Genomic DNA, 16926 nt, shown 5'->3' on the forward strand with positions numbered 1-16926 from the left:
GCTTCGGATCAGATGCCGACCTCGAGATTGACGGGACGGGTGAAGGTGTTGGCGACCGGCGACCACTTCTTCACATGCGCGACCAGCGCCTGGATTTCCTCCGGCGAGATGCCCCGGCACTCCATGTCGACCTTGACGCGCACATCGGTGAAGCCGACCGGCTTCTCGGACACGTCCCCCGTGCCCCACACCGCCGTGATGTTGAGATCGCCCTCCAGCTCCAGCTCGAGCTTGTTGACGATCCAGCCGCGATGCACGGCGTTGGCATGCAGGCCGACCGCGAGACAGGAGCCGAGCGCGGCAAGCGAAGCCTCCGACGGATTGGGCGCGGTGTCGTCGCCGAGCAGCCCCGGCGGCTCGTCGACGATGTAAGGCGGCAGGTTCCGGATGTAGTTGGCGTGGCGGAATTTGCCCTCGGCCACGGTCTTGCACTTCAGGGTCTTGATGACCTTGGGATTGGCCTTGCCACTCGCGATGAGCTGCTCCAATCCGCCTTTGTCGATGGGCGCGAGGCAGCCTGTGAGTGCCGTCTTCTGAACCACTGCGGTCATCTCTTTTGTCTCCCTGGAGTCGAGGATACCGAACGGTCTGTTTCCTGCACGAAGCGTGCCAGGAGGTACGAAAAATAAAAGCCGAACGGTCTTCGCTGGTTAGTAGGCCGTGCCGCAAAAGCGGGCAGCGGCGGCCTGCTCAAGCCGGATGCAATCAGGCAGCAAGAGCGATGAAAACGAGCGCAGCACGATCGCGCCAGATGCGGCTTGCTGAATCGCGTGCGCTCCGCTTAAGCTTGCCGACATGGGCAAGTCAGCTGCGGGCAAACAAACGAAGAAGCGAGCGAGCGCGAAGAGCGCCGTTATCGTCGATGACGAGTCGGCGCGCGGCCGCCTGCTGAGCGCGGCGACGCATCTGTTCTGCAAGAACGGCATCAACGCCACCGGCATCGATGCGATCATCAGCGAGGCCGGCACCGCCAAGACCACGCTGTACAAATTATTCGGCTCGAAGACGGCCCTCGTTCACGCCGTGCTGGAGAGCGAGGGACGGCAATGGCGCGAGTGGTTCATCGGCGAAATGGAGTCAGGCGGCGGTGACGCGGAGGCCAAGCTGGCGCGCATCTTCCCGGCGCTGAAGCGCTGGTTCGGCGAGGAACGCTTCTACGGCTGTCCCTTCATCAACGCGGTCGCCGAGCACGACAAGGACCAGAAGCAGTTCCGCACCATCGCGCTGCGCCACAAGAAAGTGGTGCTAGCGCATATCGAGAAGCTCGCCGCCGAAATGGGCGCCACCGACCCGGAAAGCTTTTCGCATCAGCTCGCGCTGTTGATCGATGGCGCCATCGTGGCGGCGATGGTGTCGCGCAATCCCGACGTCGCGGATACTGCAGGACTGGCAGCGAGTGCACTGTTCGGACCTGCGAAGCAGAAAGCGCCGAAGCGTGCCAAGGCGGACGATCAGTTCGCAGCGTGAATGGGGTTTGCTTTCGCTGCAATCCCCACTGTCATCGCCCGCGAAGGCGGGCGATCCAGTACTCCGAGACATTTGTGATCAATCGAGAGGCCGCTGTGATCAATCGAGAGGCCGCGGCGTACTAGATGCCCCGCCTTCGCGGGGCATGACGGCCGCGTGTGTAGTCGCGATCATGCCTCATCAGCGTCATTGCGAGCCAACGGGTCCGCGCGAAGCGCGGCCCGATGACAGGCTCCGCGACGCGTCCGCCATAGCCCGAAGGGCGACGGCGCAAGCAATCCAGCCCTTGCGCTGAGCCCTGGATTGCTTCGGCGCGTTGCGCCTCGCAATGATGGGCAAGGTTTTGAGCAGTTGCCCCGCCCCTCGCTGAATCAGCGGAAATAATCCAGCACGAGGTGCAAATCGTCCGGCGCAGGCACAGCGCCCGTCAGGCTGGCATCGATGACGCGGCGGCAGGCCGCGACCGCAAGCTCGTCGCCGAGGTCGAGGGCGGCCTCCAGCACCAACCAGGCCGTATCCACCGCGGACTTGTCGGCGAGCGGAGCGGTCAATCGTTCGCGGGCAACGAAATGGGAGCTCATGCTGTTCATTTGACCACCTCGTTCCCCCGATCGATCTCAATGCGTCTGCAGCTCAGACTCGCGCGAGGCATCGCTAGTAGCGACACCCGGTTTCTTTCGCGACTGATAGAACTCGAGCACGCTGCGCGAGGTCTGCGCGTTGAGCCGCGCGTAGTCGCGCTCGAGGTCGCGCAGCTCGCCGGCGGTGATGCGGTGCTCGCGGGCGCCGAGGAAGAGCAGCGCCATGGTAGTGTCCCAGCAGAAGCCGAGCGCCTTGGCCAGCATCAGCAGCAACTCGCGGCTGCGGTCGAACAGCGCGCGCTCGATCACATCGACCGGCAGGCCAGAGAGAAGCGACATGCCGATCGTCACCTCCTCGATCTTATGCGCAACGGCATAGCCGGCGATGCTGCTCTCGTGCAGATTGCCGAGCCGGTGCTGGATCGACACCGTGCGCTTGGCAACGAAGTAGTTGCGCGAGCCGGGACCGAACTTCGATTGCAGCTCGCCGGCGACGTTCGCGACCGACCTCTGGATCTCCTGAAGCATTTCCGGGCGCTCGCCGGCAATGCGCTTCTTGGCATCGTCGGAGGCCTTGGCGATCAGCTGCTGAAACAGATGCCGTGGGATGTCGCGGCGCAGCCCAAGATTCTCGGCCAGGATCGAATCGTTCTCGGCCCGCTTCACCATGTGCAGGAAGCCCGCGCCGGAGAAGCGCGCGCCCTCGTTGCGGGCGACCGCCTGGGCAACGTCGCGATTGCCGCGCGAGGCCAGCACGTCGGTCACGGCCTCGCTTAAGCTCCGGCGCGAGGCGATCGCGAGCAAATGATCCTGGCTCTTGGTCGAGGCATTCTCGATCAGCGCGTCGTCATCGAGCCGATCGGATTCGCGCAGCACCGGGCCGGCCACCTCGATCTCGTCATCGAAGGCAAGCTTGCGGATCACGCTCGCCGGCGCATATTCGATTCTGGCAAGCCGGTCCGACAATTGCGCACGGGCGACCGTCTCGATCTCGTCCGCCAGGCGGCCGATCACGTCGCCGAAGGTTTTGATCTCGTCCTCGCAATAGCGCCCGGCGATCAAAAGATCCGTGGCGTGCCACAGCGCCCGGGCGCGGCTCTCGGCGGTGCCCCGCGCAATCGCATCGTCCAGGTCCTGCAGCACCGATTTGGTTTCGCTCATCATGGAAAAGCCGTCGCCCGCAACAAGGATTTCGGAATGCCGCATGAGTACCACTCGAACGCGAGCTTTCCGTAAATTGGCGTGCAGGCATTTTGTCCTGACTTTTCGTTAAATTGCGCAGCAATCCGTTCGGCTCTCCTTTACCGTTCAGCGTGGCAGCAAACTCCGTCGTCATCGCCCGGCTCGACCGGGCGATCCAGTATTCCGAGACATTCGCGATCAACCGAGAGGCCGCGGCGTACTGGATGCCCGCTTTCGCGGGCATGACGGCCGTGTGGAGTCGCGACCGTACCTAATTGCGCCAGCTACTTCGCTTCCGCGATGATCGCCTGCAGGCGGGCCAGCTCCGTCTCCAGGTCGGTCTCGATATCGGCGACCTTGATATCTGCAACACGATAGTCGCGGCTTTCGAGCCAGGCGCGGCGCGCGGCGCGGTCGGCAACGACCGCCTCGCTCTCCTCTTTGTTGACGAGCTCGATCGCCAGCCGGTGCACGAAGGAGACGAAATCCGGGATCTGGCGGCCGACCGGCGTCTGCCGCTTGAACTGGCCGGCGAAGCGGCGGTCGCGGGTCAGCGCGTGCCAGAGCATGCGCTCGGCATCGGTCGGGTTACGCCGCAGCAGCCGCGCCAGTCCGCGTAGCGAGCCGGAGGAATCCGGCAAGCTTGCCACCTGCCCCTGCTCGGCGAGCAGCGCGCGCAGCCGTGTCGCCTGCTCGCTGTCGAGCACGCCGCCCTTGGCGGGCCCCTTCTTGCCTTCGGCGATCGCCGTGATCACGCCGTGCAGCGTGTGCATGTCCTGCTTGGTCGGCTCCATCCGGAAGAAGATGTTGCGCAGGTTCACCAGCATGGTGTCGCGCTTCTCGGCAGGCCGCAGGAATTCGACCCGGTCGAGCTCGCGCACCAGCGTCTCGAAGAACGCCTCCATCTGCTCCTGCGAGGCGCGCTCCGAGCGCTCCGGCATCGCGAATGGCAGCGCGCCTGATGTCGCCAGCTTGAACCATTCATAGCCCATCAGCAGCACGGCCTGCGCGAGGTTCAGCGAGGCGAAACCCGGATTGACCGGATAGGTGATGATGCGGTTGGCGCGCGCCACTTCCTCGTTGGTGAGCCCTGCCCGCTCGCGGCCGAACAGGATGCCGGCGCGGCCACCGCCGGTGACATGACCGCGGATCTCCTGCGCAGCCGCCTCCGGGCTCATCACCGGCTTGGCCTGGTCATGGGCGCGGGCGGTGGTGGCAAACAGGAGGTCGAGATCGGCGACAGCCTCCTCCAGCGTCGCAAATAGCGCGACCTTCTCGATGATGTGGTCGGCGCCGGCCGCCGCCCGCTGGGCTGCGATATTCGGCCAGCCGTCGCGCGGGTTGACCAGCCGCAGCTCGGCAAGCGCGAAATTGCCCATCGCGCGGGCCGCCATGCCGATGTTCTCGCCGAGCTGTGGCTCGACCAGGATGACGACGGGACCATCAATGGAAAGTCCGCTCTTGGTCTTGTCGGTGCCCGACACGATCAGTCCTTCTTGCTCAGGTTCGGGGGCTCGGTCGCGTGGCGCTTGCCGCCGCGCCCCCGTTGGCCCGATTAGATGAATTTCTCAAGCAAAATATGAGCTTAGCGGCCGATTTTACGACTTATCCGAAACTGCGGCGCCGCCCCGCAGCCAGCGCCGGGCTGGCTGCCAAAATCGGCACCGGCCGCATAACGGCTCGGCTTCCTCCCGCGGTGCGACGGTGCTATGACGCGGCCTGATTTTCCACCCGCCCCTTTATAAAGGCGCGCCGTTCCCCGAGAGGCCCTATCGACCATGGCAAAAATCAAGGTGACCAACCCGATCGTCGAGCTCGACGGCGACGAGATGACCCGGATCATCTGGCAGTACATCAAGGACAAGCTGATCAATCCCTTCCTTGACGTCGAGCTGCAATATTACGACCTCGGGATGGAGCACCGCGACAAGACCAACGACCAGGTCACGATCGATGCGGCGAACGCGATCAAGAAGGTCGGCGTCGGCGTCAAATGCGCCACCATCACCCCGGACGAAGCGCGGGTGAAGGAATTCGGCCTCAAGGAGATGTGGAAGTCGCCGAACGGCACCATCCGCAACATCCTGGGCGGCGTCGTGTTCCGCGAGCCGATCATCTGCAAGAACGTGCCGCGCCTGGTGCCGGGCTGGACCAAGCCGATCATCATCGGCCGCCATGCCTATGGCGACCAGTACCGCGCCACCGACATCAAGTTCCCGGGCAAGGGTACGCTGTCGATGAAGTTCGTCGGCGAGGACGGCACCGTGATCGAGCGCGAGGTGTTCAAGGCGCCCGGCGCCGGCGTCTCGATGCAGATGTACAATCTCGACGACTCCATCGTCGATTTCGCCCGCGCCTCCTTCAACATGGGCCTGGCGCGCAACTACTCGGTCTATCTGTCGACCAAGAACACGATTCTGAAGGTCTATGACGGCCGCTTCAAGGACCTCTTCCAGGAGGTGTTCGACAAGGAGTTCAAGGACAAGTTCGAGGCCAAGAAGATCACCTATGAGCACCGCCTGATCGATGACATGGTCGCGGCGGCGCTGAAGTGGTCGGGCGGCTATGTCTGGGCCTGCAAGAACTATGACGGCGACGTGCAGTCCGATACGGTGGCGCAGGGCTACGGCTCGCTGGGCTTGATGACCTCGGTGCTGATGACGCCGGACGGCAACACGGTCGAAGCCGAAGCCGCCCACGGCACCGTCACCCGTCACTACCGCGAGCACCAGAAGGGCAAGGAGACCTCGACCAACTCGATCGCCTCGATCTTCGCCTGGACCCGCGGCCTGTCGCATCGTGCCAAGCTCGACAACAACGAGGAGCTCGCCAAGTTCGCCGCCACGCTCGAGAAGGTCTGCGTCGACACCGTCGAGGCCGGCTACATGACCAAGGACCTCGCGCTGCTGGTGGGCGCCGACCAGCGCTGGCTCTCGACCACCGGCTTCCTGGACAAGATTGCAGAGAATCTCACCAAGGCGATGGCGGCCTAAAGCTTCGTCCGCGTTTCCGCCCGACTGGGGTTTGAACATCACAAGAGCCGCGCTACCTGCGCGGCTCTTTCGTTTCCGGCATCATAAGGTGTATGGGTACCGATCATGCGTGCAACGACCGCCTTCCCCGCTCTGCTCCTGGTTGCTTCGATCTGCGGTGCGCGGGCCGAGCCCGCGATCCCCGATGCGCTGGTCGCCGCGGGCGAGCACGCCGTGCTGACCCTTCACGCCGAAGGCGCGCAGATCTATGAATGCAAGGCCGGCGACGGCGGCAAGCTGGCCTGGGCGTTCCGCGAACCGATCGCGACCTTGATCCAGGACGGCAAGACCGTCGGCCGGCACTATGCCGGACCCCGCTGGGAGCATGAGGACGGCAGCATGGTCACCGGCCATGTGGTCGGCACCGCGGTCGGCGCAAGCGACAACGACATCGCCTGGCTGAAGCTCAATGCGGTGGCGCACAAGGGCACCGGCGCGCTCGGCGCCGTCATGACCATCCAGCGGCTCAACACCAAAGGCGGCCAGCTCTCGGGCGATTGCGACACCGCAGGTGCGCTCAAGAGCGTGGCCTATTCGGCCGATTACGTGTTCCTGCGCAAGGAGTGAGGCCTCATTTCTCCGCTGGCGTCCCGGAGGCCGCGTCGGTTGAATGGTTGCAGTTGCCAGTCATCGCAACATTGATGCCGGTGCGTATGGGTCCCGACGCGAGGCCGGACGACAGCTGATGTGACGCGCGGCCATCGGCCGTCCGCGGGCATCGCTGGCCTTCCGAAATTTAGGGTCGAATATTCAAGCACTTCGCGGTATCCCTTCGGCCGATTTCGCTCGATCGCCATCCGTCCCGGATCGCCCTCCCGGGTTCCCCGGGAGCCGGACCAACATTGCCGCTTTGAGGAACCGCCATGCCCGCCTACCGCTCTCGAACCTCCACCCATGGCCGCAACATGGCCGGCGCCCGCGGCCTGTGGCGCGCCACCGGCATGAGCAACGAGGACTTCGGCAAGCCGATCATCGCGGTGGTCAACTCGTTCACCCAGTTCGTGCCCGGCCATGTGCACCTGAAGGACCTCGGCCAGCTGGTGGCGCGCGAGATCGAGAAGGCCGGCGGCGTCGCCAAGGAGATGAACACGATCGCGGTCGACGACGGCATCGCGATGGGCCATGACGGCATGCTTTACAGCCTGCCCTCGCGCGAGCTGATCGCCGACAGCGTCGAATACATGGTCAATGCGCATTGCGCCGACGCCATGGTCTGCATCTCCAACTGCGACAAGATCACGCCAGGCATGCTGATGGCGGCCATGCGGCTCAACATCCCCGCCGTGTTCGTCTCCGGCGGCCCGATGGAGGCTGGCAAGGTCGACATCCAGGGCAAGCTGCGCAAGGTCGACCTGATCGACGCGATGGTCACGGCGGCCGATGACAAGGTGTCGGATGCCGAGGTCGAGGTGATGGAGCGCTCGGCATGCCCGACCTGCGGCTCCTGCTCGGGCATGTTCACCGCGAACTCGATGAACTGCCTGACCGAGGCACTCGGCCTGTCGCTGCCCGGCAACGGCTCGGTGCTGGCAACGCACGCCGACCGCAAGGGTCTGTTCGTCGAGGCCGGCCATCTGATCGTCGATCTCGCCCGCCGCTATTACGAGCAGGACGACGCATCGGTGCTGCCGCGTTCGATCGCCAATTTCAAGGCCTTCGAGAACGCGATGAGCATGGACATCGCGATGGGCGGCTCGACCAACACCGTGCTGCATCTGCTGGCGGCCGCGCATGAGGGCGACGTGCCATTCACGATGGCCGACATCGACCGGCTCTCGCGCAAGGTGCCGGTGCTGTGCAAGGTCGCGCCGGCAGTCGCCGACGTGCACATGGAGGACGTGCATCGCGCCGGCGGCGTGATGGCGATCCTGGGCGAGCTGGCCCGCGCCGGCCTGTTGCACACGGAGCTGCCGAGTGTGCATTCGGCCTCGCTCGCTGCTGCGTTGGAGCGCTGGGATATCCGCCGCACCACAAGCGAGAGCGTGAAAAATTTCTACATGGCCGCGCCCGGCGGCGTGCCGACGCAAGTCGCCTTCAGCCAGGACCGCCGCTATCAGGAGCTCGATCTCGACCGCGAGAAGGGCTGCATCCGCGACATCGAGCACGCCTACTCCAAGGACGGTGGGCTCGGGGTGCTCTACGGCAACATCGCACTCGATGGCTGCATCGTGAAGACCGCCGGGGTCGACGCCAGCATCCTCAAATTCTCAGGGCCCGCACGCGTGTTCGAAAGCCAGGACGCGACGGTGGAAGCGATCCTCACCAACAAGATCAAGCCCGGCGACATCGTCGTGGTGATCTATGAAGGCCCGCGCGGCGGCCCGGGCATGCAGGAGATGCTGTACCCGACCAGCTATCTGAAATCGAAAGGCCTCGGCAAGGCCTGCGCGCTGATCACTGATGGCCGCTTCTCCGGCGGGTCATCGGGCCTGTCGATCGGCCACGTCTCGCCGGAAGCTGCCGAAGGCGGCCTGATCGGCCTCGTGCAGGACGGCGACCGCATCGAGATCGACATTCCGAGCCGCACCATCCATCTGGCCGTCGACGACGAGACGCTGGCGCATCGCCGCGCGGTGATGGAGGCCAAGGGCGGAGAGGCCTGGAAGCCGCAAAAGCGCGCGCGCAAAGTCTCGACCGCGCTGAAAGCCTACGCCGCGTTCGCAAGCAGCGCCGCCAAGGGCGCGGTGCGCGTGGTGAAGGATTGAGGGGCTCAGCGCACGTCGTCGGTTTAGACCGGTTTATCCACGGGTGTGCTCCACCTCTCCCGCTTGCGGGGGAGGTCGCATCGCATCGAAGATGCGATGCGGGTGGGGGAATTTCATTCCGCGCGCGCCTGCCTCGCCCCCCACCCCAGCCCTCCCCCGCAAGCGGGAGAGGGAGCGCAGTTTCGCCCGAGGTCAGTGTACCGCTTTGCCGGTACTTCTTACGTGCGCGATGAGCAACTATCGCTATGGCGCGGCGAACCGTGCCGCTGCAGCCCCGGCTCGGATGTCGCGAAACGACACTAGGCGGCGCTGGGTTTCGTCCCACAGCACGAGCCTGACACAGCGCAAGCTCTGCGGCAGCGTGATGCGGCCGACCTCGCGCAGCTCCGGATGGTCGCGCAGCACGCGCGACAGCCGGTAATAGGGAATCCGGCTGCAGAGATGGTGGATGTGATGGATGCCGATATTGGCGGTGAGCCAGCGCAGCCATCCCGGCAGATCGTAGTGCGAGCTGCCATAGAGCGCCGCGTCATGCAGGCTCCAGCGCTCGTCGCGCTCCCATACGGTCTGCTCGAACTGATGCTGCACATAGAACAGCCAGACGCCTGCGATGGCGGCGAGCAGCATGATCGGCAGATGCACGACCAGGAACGCCTTGATGCCGATCAGCCACGTCAGCGCGACGACGACCAGCGCGATGGCGACATTGGTCGCCATTGTGCTGACCCAGGGCTGCCATCCGTGGCGCATCAGGCCGACCGGGAGACGGTGCTGCAGGAAGAACAGATAGGCCGGACCGAGCACGAACATGACCAGCGGATGGCGATAGAGCCGGTATCCCAGACGGCCCCACCGCGAGCGGGCCAGATATTCGCGGACCGTCAGCGTATCGATGTCGCCGATGCCGCGCTGATCGAGGTTGCCGGTGGAAGCATGATGGATTGCGTGCGTGCGGCGCCACCAGTCATAGGGCGTTAGCGTCAGCACGCCGATGACGCGGCCGACCCAGTCGTTTGCGAAACGGCCGGTGAAGAAGGTGCCATGTCCGCAATCGTGCTGGATCAGGAACAGCCGCACCAGGAAGCCTGCAGCCGGAATTGCGATCAGCAGGGATGCCCAGGCGTGACCAAGAGAGAAGCTGAACCAGGCTGCCGTCCACAATGCCACCAGCGGCAGCGCCGTGATCGCCAGTTCGGCGATGCTGCGCACCGGATCTGGCGTGCGATAGTGAGCGAGAATGCGCATCCAGCGCCGCGCCTCGGTCGCCAGACCCGAGTTGTGTCCGACGCCCGCTGCTTGCGACGTTTGTCGCGCCCCCGCCGGCGCATCGGCGGTCGCCGTTGATTTGTTGAGCGGCAAGATCCCCTCCACTGCGCCGATGCGATTGCACCTAACAGAAATCCCGCGTGCCGAAGGATCGGCCGCGGGATTTAAGGCAACCATGAGCTCTGCCGGTACATCCGTGGTCAAAGCAATATGGCTAAGTGCGCAATCGCTCAGGCGGCGCGCAGATTTTCGGCGGCGGATTTGCCGGTGCGGCGGTCCGCGACGATATCGAAGCTGACCTTCTGGCCCTCGTTCAGGGTGCTCAGGCCGGCGCGCTCGACGGCGCTGATATGAACGAAGACGTCATTGCCGCCGCCGGTGAGCTCGATGAAGCCAAAACCCTTTTGGCCGTTAAACCACTTCACGATTCCTGTATTCACTTGGATGTCCTTTCACTGACAATTCGCACGTCAGACTCGTCGGCGCCGACGGATCAAAGTGATCGGCGCCTTTTGTCGGTTGATCGATTTTGGAGAAGGGGTCTGAAACGTGCGCGCCTGTCGTTGACAAGGCGAAGCGGCCCAGTTCGTTCGGCCAAGGGTCGATAAACTTGTCGATAAACGTGTCGATGACCGACATATGGGCGCGAAAGGGCGTGACGTCAAGGAGTCGTTGGTCGATGTCCGCCTGGAGCGGTGATTCTACGGCCACACGCAGGGAAATTACGGAGACGTTGCAGGCAATGCGGAGTCACTCCCGCACGCTACGGAAATGCGCCAGGGGGTCGAACAGAGAGTTGTCCGCCGCGCTCAATTCCTCCAGATGCGCCTTCGATAGCCGTTTCAAACGCCGCTCGCCCTCTGACGAAAGCCGGACCAGCATACGGCGGCCGTCATGCGGATCGGCAGCGCGCTGGAGCAGGCCAAGCCGCTCCATGCGGTCGACCAGCTCGACCGCGGAGTGATTCTGGATCAGCAGATATTTGGCCAACTCGCCGACCGAGAGCGGATGGTTCTGTGAGAACCCCTTGATGGCGAGCAGCGCCTGGTGCTGGTGCGGCGTGAGCCCCTCCTTGCGCGCTGCGCTCTCGCTGAAGGCGAGAAACTTGCGCAGCTCGTAGCGGAATTGTGCCAGCGCCGCGTAGTCGGCGTCACGAAACGGCCTTGCAACATCGATGGCAGGTCGTGGAAGCGCCTTGGCGCGTCGTGCGGTCATGCGGGCTCCATATCGTCAGCTCAGGCCGGATTCCGATCAACGCCGGCGAAGGGAAAGGTGCCCGTTGCGCAGAGCGGATGGCTGCCATCCTATCCGCTTTTGCTCGCTGCCTTGCAATATATCGTGACACGATGTATTTCGCACCGCCTCACGTCGCAACGCATCAAGCCTGGCTCCAGGAGATTTTCGTGAATTCCCTGCCGTCCGCCCTCGCCCACGCGCGCTTGGGAGATTTCAGCACCGACCGCCGCGTCCTCGTTCTGGTCGCGATGGCGCTGTTCGTCGGTGCGGGCGGCGTTGCGGCGGCCTGGCTGCTGTTGCAGGCCATTGCGCTCGCGACCAATCTGTTCTGGCTGCAGCGCATCAGCTTCGAGACGATCCAGCTCGGCGCCACCAAGCCGGGCCTCTGGACCGTGCTGGCGCCGGCGCTCGGCGGCGTTCTGATCGGGCTGATGGCCCGCTTCGGATCGGAGAAGATTCGCGGCCACGGCATTCCCGAGGCGATCGAGGCGATCCTGATCGGCCAAAGCCGGATGTCGCCCAAGCTCGCGGTGCTCAAGCCCTTGTCCTCGGCAATCTCGATCGGATCGGGCGGCCCGTTCGGCGCCGAAGGCCCGATCATCATGACGGGCGGTGCGATCGGCTCGCTGTTCGCGCAATGCTTCAGCCTCAGCGCGGCCGAGCGCAAGACGCTGCTGGTCGCGGGCGCGGTCTCGGGCATGACCGCCATCTTCGGCACGCCGATCGCGGCGGTGCTGCTCGCGGTCGAGCTGTTGTTGTTCGAATGGAAGCCGCGCAGCCTCATCCCGGTCATCACCGCCTGCGTGCTGGCCGCCGCGCTGCGTCCCTTTGTGCTCGGCTCCGGCGTCCTCTTTCCCTTCTCCGGCGCGCTGCCCTTCTCGCCATTGGTGCTGGCAAGCTGTATCGGCGTCGGCATCATGGGAGGCCTGCTGTCGGGCCTCCTGACCGGGCTTCTCTACAAGGCGGAAGACCTGTTCGGCACGCTGCCGATCCACTGGATGTGGTGGCCGGCGCTCGGCGGCCTCGTCGTCGGGCTCGGCGGCCTCATCGCGCCGCGCGCGCTCGGCGTCGGATATGACATCATCGCCGATCTGCTCGGCAGCCATATCGGCGCACGCGAGGTCGCGCTCATCCTCGTCGTCAAGTCGGTGATCTGGATCGTGGCCTTGGCGTCCGGCACCTCCGGCGGCGTGCTGGCGCCGCTCCTGATCTTCGGCGGCTGCCTCGGCTGGCTAGAGGGCCAGTATCTGGCTGGCGATACCGGCGCCTGGGCCCTGCTCGGCATGGCGGCGATGATGGGCGGCACGATGCGATCGCCGCTCACCGGCGTGCTGTTCGCCGTCGAACTGACCGGCAATTTCGGCCTGCTGCTGCCGCTCCTGATCGCGACCGGCGCGGCCTATGCGGTCACCGTGCTGATGCTGAAGCGATCGATCCTGACCGAGAAGATCGCCCGGCGCGGCCAGCACATCACGCGCGAATACAGCATCGATCCGTTCGAGCTGCTGCGCGTTCGCGAGGTGATGGTGACCGAGGTCGACACCCTGCCGTCGAGCATGCGTCTCGACGAGGCCATCGATTTCTTTTCGGCCGAGGAGCCGCGCCACAAATCCTATCCCGTTCGCGGGACCGACGGGCGCATCGTCGGCATGGCGAGCCGCGGCGATGTTCTGCAATGGCGCACGGAGACGCGCGGCCGCGGCGACGACACGCTCGCCGATCGCCTGTCTGACGAAGCGCTCGTCGTCGGCTTTCCCGACGAGCCGGTCGCGCGGCTTGCCGATCGCATGGCCGTGGAAGGCATCGGGCGCGTGCCGGTGGTCGAGCCCGGCACCATGCGCCTGGTCGGCCTGGTCTCGCGCAAGGACCTCTTGCAGATCCGCCGCACCGCCCGCGCCAGCGAGGAGACGCGCATCGCCTATTTCGGGCAATCAAGAGAGACGGCACCGCACGAGAGCGAGCACGTTGAGGGGTTGGCCTGAGCAGTGCGACGACGGACCTAACAATTGTTGAGAAGTAGGTCAGCATCGTCATTGCGAGCGAAGCGAAGCAATCCAGTACTTCCAGTATCGAAGACAAGTCTGGATTGCTTCGCTTCGCTCGCAATGACGACCTTAGAAGCTGTCTCCGGCATGTCCGAGCGGCTTGTCCACCGCGGCCGAAAGGGCCGAAGGCGGACACGCATCGACTAGCGATCGAGTGACGTTGCGGCCCGGCGTTCCCGTGGACGCCACTTCCTCTAGCGGCTCATCCACGAAACGCTAACCAGCCCGATCACAAGTTCTTGTTCCATCGTTACCGTCTGCAGAGCTTCCAACTCGACGCCGAGGTCCCACATAAGACATTGCATTATGATCATAATCTAATCGGGACATAAGTCCGTCGCTGAGAGTCCGGAGCGAACAATGGCCGAGATCATTCAATTCATTCCGAAAGCCGAGCGCGAGCGAATCCGTCTCATTCGGGAAGCCCGCGCGATCTATGACAGCATCTTTCCGCCGGCCTCTTCGCTCGGCGGGCAGCAGGACAAGGCAGATGCCTCTCGTCGAGACGAGGTTCTGCTGTCGTGATCAAGATCATCGCCGTGCTCTGCAGCCTCTCCGCCCCGGCCAACTGCCGCGAGCAGATCGTCACCACCTCGGACTTCGCAGACGTCTCGATGCAATCCTGCTTGATGGGCGCACCGCAGCTTGCCGAGTGGATGAAGCAGCACCCCGCCGAGCGCCTCGCGGCGTGGCGCTGCGTGGTCGGCAAACAAGATGGCAGGGGCGTTTAGTAGGCGGGTTGAGCGCAGGCGTACGATTCAACCCGTCCTACGTTGCTGGAAGACACCAGCCTTATCGCCGGCCTAGAACTGGGCCCCGCGCGCGTCCGATGGCTGGCGATGATCTGTATCAGAAAAAGGCGTAGCTCAGGTCTAGCCCATAGCTGGAATAAAGCAGCCAAGCGACGACACCCGCGCCGGCGATCATAGCAGCGGTTTGGAGAAGCTTTGCATTCAGGTTGATCCCGGACGCACGAGAAAAAACAGCAGTAAGAGTGGTCATTTGGACGGTCCCTTGTACTCGTTACAAAACAGAAGGGCTGTGATGCACACCGGCGACGCGAACGCTCCGGTGCAAGTCCGACTGGCGCAATAACAACAGCTCCAGGCGGCCCGAGCATCGCGTCGTTTTTTAGGCGAAATGTAACGAGCTGTCGGAGCCCTTCGACTTTTCAACTCAACCCGCAGTCGGTCTTTGAACGGTCCTCTCTCGATCCGAGAAACGAAGTGATCATCACATGTGCAATCGGTAACGAATGACCGGCCGGCTGGTCGAGCCCCCGCCGTCGCTGCGCGAACTAATCAGTCGTGCCAAAAGCGGGCGAGCGATGAGGCGCGTCCGCCGTTCGACAGCTTGAACGCGACGGCTAGCGATGCTGCTGCCTGTTCGCCATATGCGATCGCCCCTGCGGCTGCTGCGCGCAAACGCTCATTTCGTCAGTTCTTTCAATGCGCCTCTGAAGGTCAAGCCCTACCGCGAAAAATAAATCGCTTCTGAAAATCAGCAAATCAAGCGTATGCTGCGCGCGTTCCGGTCCGGATGAGGGACGTACGCGTCGTCACGAACGTTGGACAGGGAATGCGATGGCCGCGGCATGGCGCAGCGTGTGTTTCACATGCGGACGAACGACATGGCGCGGACGGCGAAATCGTGTGGTCCTGGCCTCCCGGTGCTGAGGCCTGCGCAATGCGCGGAACGCGCATTGTCGCAAACGGGGGCAAGAACGCCGGTCCCCGGGGAGAGTACGTATAAGCCGTAAAGCCACTCGCGCAGGGAAGGCCGGATGATCCGGCTCCTGTGGTTCTGCCGCGTGCTTTTTTGCTGCACGCGGACCATGGGTGCGATCGGCCCCCGGCCTTCCCTGCGCCGGGTGAGAGGTCTGTCTCCGCGAGACCCCTCACCCGCCGCGCTTCGCGCGCCACCCTCTCCCACAAGGAGGGTTTTGCACAATTCGGAACGAAACCGAATGCATCGGAATCGAAACGAGAACCGACGAGATTCGTTAGCAGAACATCGTTCTCGTTTTCGCCCATTATGCAAAGCTCTCACAAGGGAAGAGGGTGCAGCGAGCGCACGGAGACACCGCCCTACCCGCCTGGCTGATCATCATGCGGCACACCCTCCGCAATCTCTGCCGCTGCGAGATCGCCGCCGAGCTCGGCGAGCCGAGCCTTGGCGGTCTTCTTCACATGCGCGGCGAGCGCGGGCATGCGCTCGATCAGCGCGTGGAAATCCTGCGCATCGAGCACGAGCAGGCGCGTCTTGCGCAGCGCTGTCACGGTGCCGGAGCGCTTGGTTCGATGCAGCAGCGCGATCTCGCCGAAGAAGGCGCCATCGGCGAGCCGCACATGCTGCGCGGGCAGCTCGATCTCGACCTCGCCGGCGGTGATGAAGTACATTGAGGACGCCGTGTCGCCACGCCGCACCAGCACCTCATGCGCCTCGATGGTGCGCGCCCGCAAGAGCCGCATGATGTCGGCGATCTCGCCGGCGGACAGATGCGCGAACAGCGGCACCCGCGCCAGCATGCCCCAGGTGACGACAAAGTCGCGCCGCTTGATTTCGTCGGCGAACGCGGTGGAGATGATCGCGACGGGCAGCGCGATCATGGCAAATCCGGCGACGATCGCGAACACCGTGATGATCTTGCCGAGCGGCGTCACCGGCACGACGTCGCCATAGCCGACGGTGCCGAGCGTGACGATCGCCCACCACATCGCCTGCGGGATGGTGCCGAACCTGTCCGGCTGCACGTCGCGCTCGGCCGCATAGAGCAGTGAGGCGAACAAGAGCACCGCGCCGGTGAGGATGACGAGGCAGCCGACCAGCGCGCGGCGCTCTGCCTGGATCGCCGCCAGCAGCGAGCGCATCGCCGGCGAATAGCGGATCAGCTTAAAGAACGGCAGCACGCCGAGCACCGCCAAGGTCGCGTGGTCGCCGACCACCAGCACGATCACGGCCGGCAGAAAGGCGCAGAGATCGATGATGCCGAGCGCGGAGAAAACGTAGTCGAGCCGGTCGCGCAGCGGCGACACCTTGCGCGGGCCGTGGCCGGCAACGCTCCACAGCCGGGCAAGATATTCGAGTCCGAAGACGATGTCGGCCATCACCTGGATGCTGGTGAAGACCGGTCCGAAGCGGGCGTCCAGCTCCGGCACTGAGGCGAGGATCAGCGAGAGCACGTCGGCGACGATCACGATGACGATCATGCGCACGAAGCGCGAGCCGACCGACAGCGGCAGATGATCGTGCTCCAGCAGCTCATACAGCCGATCGCGCAGATCCGTTCTGGGCCTTATGTCCCCGGCATTGTTCCCCAAGGTCCCGACTCCATAAATCGTCGCGGCAGCGGAGGTATGCTCCCTCTCCCGCTTGCGGGGGAGGGCTGGGGTGGGGGCGCGCTCCGAATCGG

Annotated in this window: 16 protein-coding genes; 7 read left to right on the top strand and 9 right to left on the bottom strand. The window is 64.3% G+C overall.

Features of this window, described 5'->3' with window-relative positions:
* Positions 1-8 precede the first annotated feature (8 nt).
* Positions 9-551 (bottom strand): OsmC family protein, encoded by a 543-nt coding sequence (locus tag P6U24_RS26635; protein WP_407155426.1) that lies wholly within the window; start codon positions 549-551, stop codon positions 9-11.
* Positions 552-795: 244 nt separating this feature from the next.
* Here P6U24_RS26635 and P6U24_RS26640 point away from each other — a divergent pair, with 244 nt between their 5' ends.
* Positions 796-1467: a TetR/AcrR family transcriptional regulator gene (locus P6U24_RS26640; protein ID WP_407155427.1), complete on the top strand. Its 672-nt coding sequence runs from the start codon at positions 796-798 to the stop codon at positions 1465-1467.
* A gap of 371 nt (positions 1468-1838) precedes the next feature.
* Here P6U24_RS26640 and P6U24_RS26645 read toward each other — a convergent pair whose 3' ends face one another.
* The 3 genes from P6U24_RS26645 to P6U24_RS26655 all read right to left on the bottom strand — a co-directional run bounded on the left by P6U24_RS26645 (position 1839) and on the right by P6U24_RS26655 (position 4714).
* Positions 1839-2057 carry a hypothetical protein gene (locus P6U24_RS26645; RefSeq protein WP_407155428.1) on the bottom strand — a complete coding sequence of 73 codons (219 nt, stop codon included), beginning with the start codon at positions 2055-2057 and terminating at the stop codon, positions 1839-1841.
* A gap of 27 nt (positions 2058-2084) precedes the next feature.
* Complete coding sequence (locus tag P6U24_RS26650) at positions 2085-3209, bottom strand: DUF2336 domain-containing protein (protein ID WP_407160593.1); 1125 nt, start codon at positions 3207-3209, stop codon at positions 2085-2087.
* 305 nt (positions 3210-3514) lie between these two features.
* Positions 3515-4714 carry a TrmJ/YjtD family RNA methyltransferase gene (locus P6U24_RS26655; protein WP_407155429.1) on the bottom strand — a complete coding sequence of 400 codons (1200 nt, stop codon included), beginning with the start codon at positions 4712-4714 and terminating at the stop codon, positions 3515-3517.
* Positions 4715-5008: 294 nt separating this feature from the next.
* On the opposite strand from P6U24_RS26655, the gene P6U24_RS26660 reads away from it, so the two are divergent.
* The 3 genes from P6U24_RS26660 (at position 5009) to ilvD (ending at position 8967) form a co-directional block, all read left to right on the top strand.
* The gene (locus P6U24_RS26660) at positions 5009-6223 is read left to right on the top strand and encodes an NADP-dependent isocitrate dehydrogenase (RefSeq protein WP_407155430.1); all 1215 of its coding nucleotides are present in this window, start codon (positions 5009-5011) and stop codon (positions 6221-6223) included.
* 105 nt (positions 6224-6328) lie between these two features.
* Positions 6329-6829, top strand: a complete 501-nt coding sequence (locus P6U24_RS26665; RefSeq protein ID WP_407155431.1) for a DUF3455 domain-containing protein — start codon at positions 6329-6331, stop codon at positions 6827-6829.
* A gap of 296 nt (positions 6830-7125) precedes the next feature.
* Entirely contained in the window at positions 7126-8967 is a 1842-nt protein-coding gene (gene ilvD, locus P6U24_RS26670) for a dihydroxy-acid dehydratase (RefSeq protein WP_407155432.1), read from the top strand.
* Positions 8968-9210: 243 nt separating this feature from the next.
* Here ilvD and P6U24_RS26675 read toward each other — a convergent pair whose 3' ends face one another.
* From P6U24_RS26675 to P6U24_RS26685, 3 genes are all read right to left on the bottom strand, one after another.
* Complete coding sequence (locus P6U24_RS26675; RefSeq protein ID WP_407160594.1) at positions 9211-10212, bottom strand: fatty acid desaturase; 1002 nt, start codon at positions 10210-10212, stop codon at positions 9211-9213.
* A 251-nt stretch (positions 10213-10463) separates the two neighbouring features.
* Positions 10464-10673, bottom strand: a complete 210-nt coding sequence (locus P6U24_RS26680) for a cold-shock protein (RefSeq protein WP_407155433.1) — start codon at positions 10671-10673, stop codon at positions 10464-10466.
* Positions 10674-10983: 310 nt separating this feature from the next.
* A complete protein-coding gene (locus P6U24_RS26685) occupies positions 10984-11448 on the bottom strand; it encodes a MarR family winged helix-turn-helix transcriptional regulator (RefSeq protein WP_407155434.1) in 465 nt (154 codons plus the stop codon).
* A 188-nt stretch (positions 11449-11636) separates the two neighbouring features.
* Between P6U24_RS26685 and P6U24_RS26690 the strand changes: the two genes are divergently transcribed.
* From P6U24_RS26690 to P6U24_RS26700, 3 genes are all read left to right on the top strand, one after another.
* Entirely contained in the window at positions 11637-13451 is a 1815-nt protein-coding gene (locus tag P6U24_RS26690) for a chloride channel protein (RefSeq protein WP_407155435.1), read from the top strand.
* Positions 13452-13874: 423 nt separating this feature from the next.
* Positions 13875-14039, top strand: coding sequence for a hypothetical protein (locus P6U24_RS26695; RefSeq protein ID WP_407155436.1), 165 nt, complete (start codon positions 13875-13877; stop codon positions 14037-14039).
* On the top strand, positions 14036-14245 hold the full coding sequence (locus tag P6U24_RS26700; RefSeq protein WP_407155437.1) for a hypothetical protein: 210 nt from the start codon (positions 14036-14038) through the stop codon (positions 14243-14245). Before P6U24_RS26695 ends, P6U24_RS26700 begins: the two co-directional genes overlap by 4 nt.
* A gap of 118 nt (positions 14246-14363) precedes the next feature.
* On the opposite strand, the gene P6U24_RS26705 is transcribed toward P6U24_RS26700, so the two are convergent.
* On the bottom strand, positions 14364-14516 hold the full coding sequence (locus tag P6U24_RS26705) for a hypothetical protein (protein WP_407155438.1): 153 nt from the start codon (positions 14514-14516) through the stop codon (positions 14364-14366).
* A 1085-nt stretch (positions 14517-15601) separates the two neighbouring features.
* Entirely contained in the window at positions 15602-16834 is a 1233-nt protein-coding gene (locus tag P6U24_RS26710; protein ID WP_407155439.1) for a cyclic nucleotide-gated ion channel, read from the bottom strand.
* Between the last annotated feature and the right edge of the window lie 92 nt (positions 16835-16926).

The organism is Bradyrhizobium sp. STM 3557 (assembly GCF_045571465.1).
Lineage (GTDB): Bacteria > Pseudomonadota > Alphaproteobacteria > Rhizobiales > Xanthobacteraceae > Bradyrhizobium.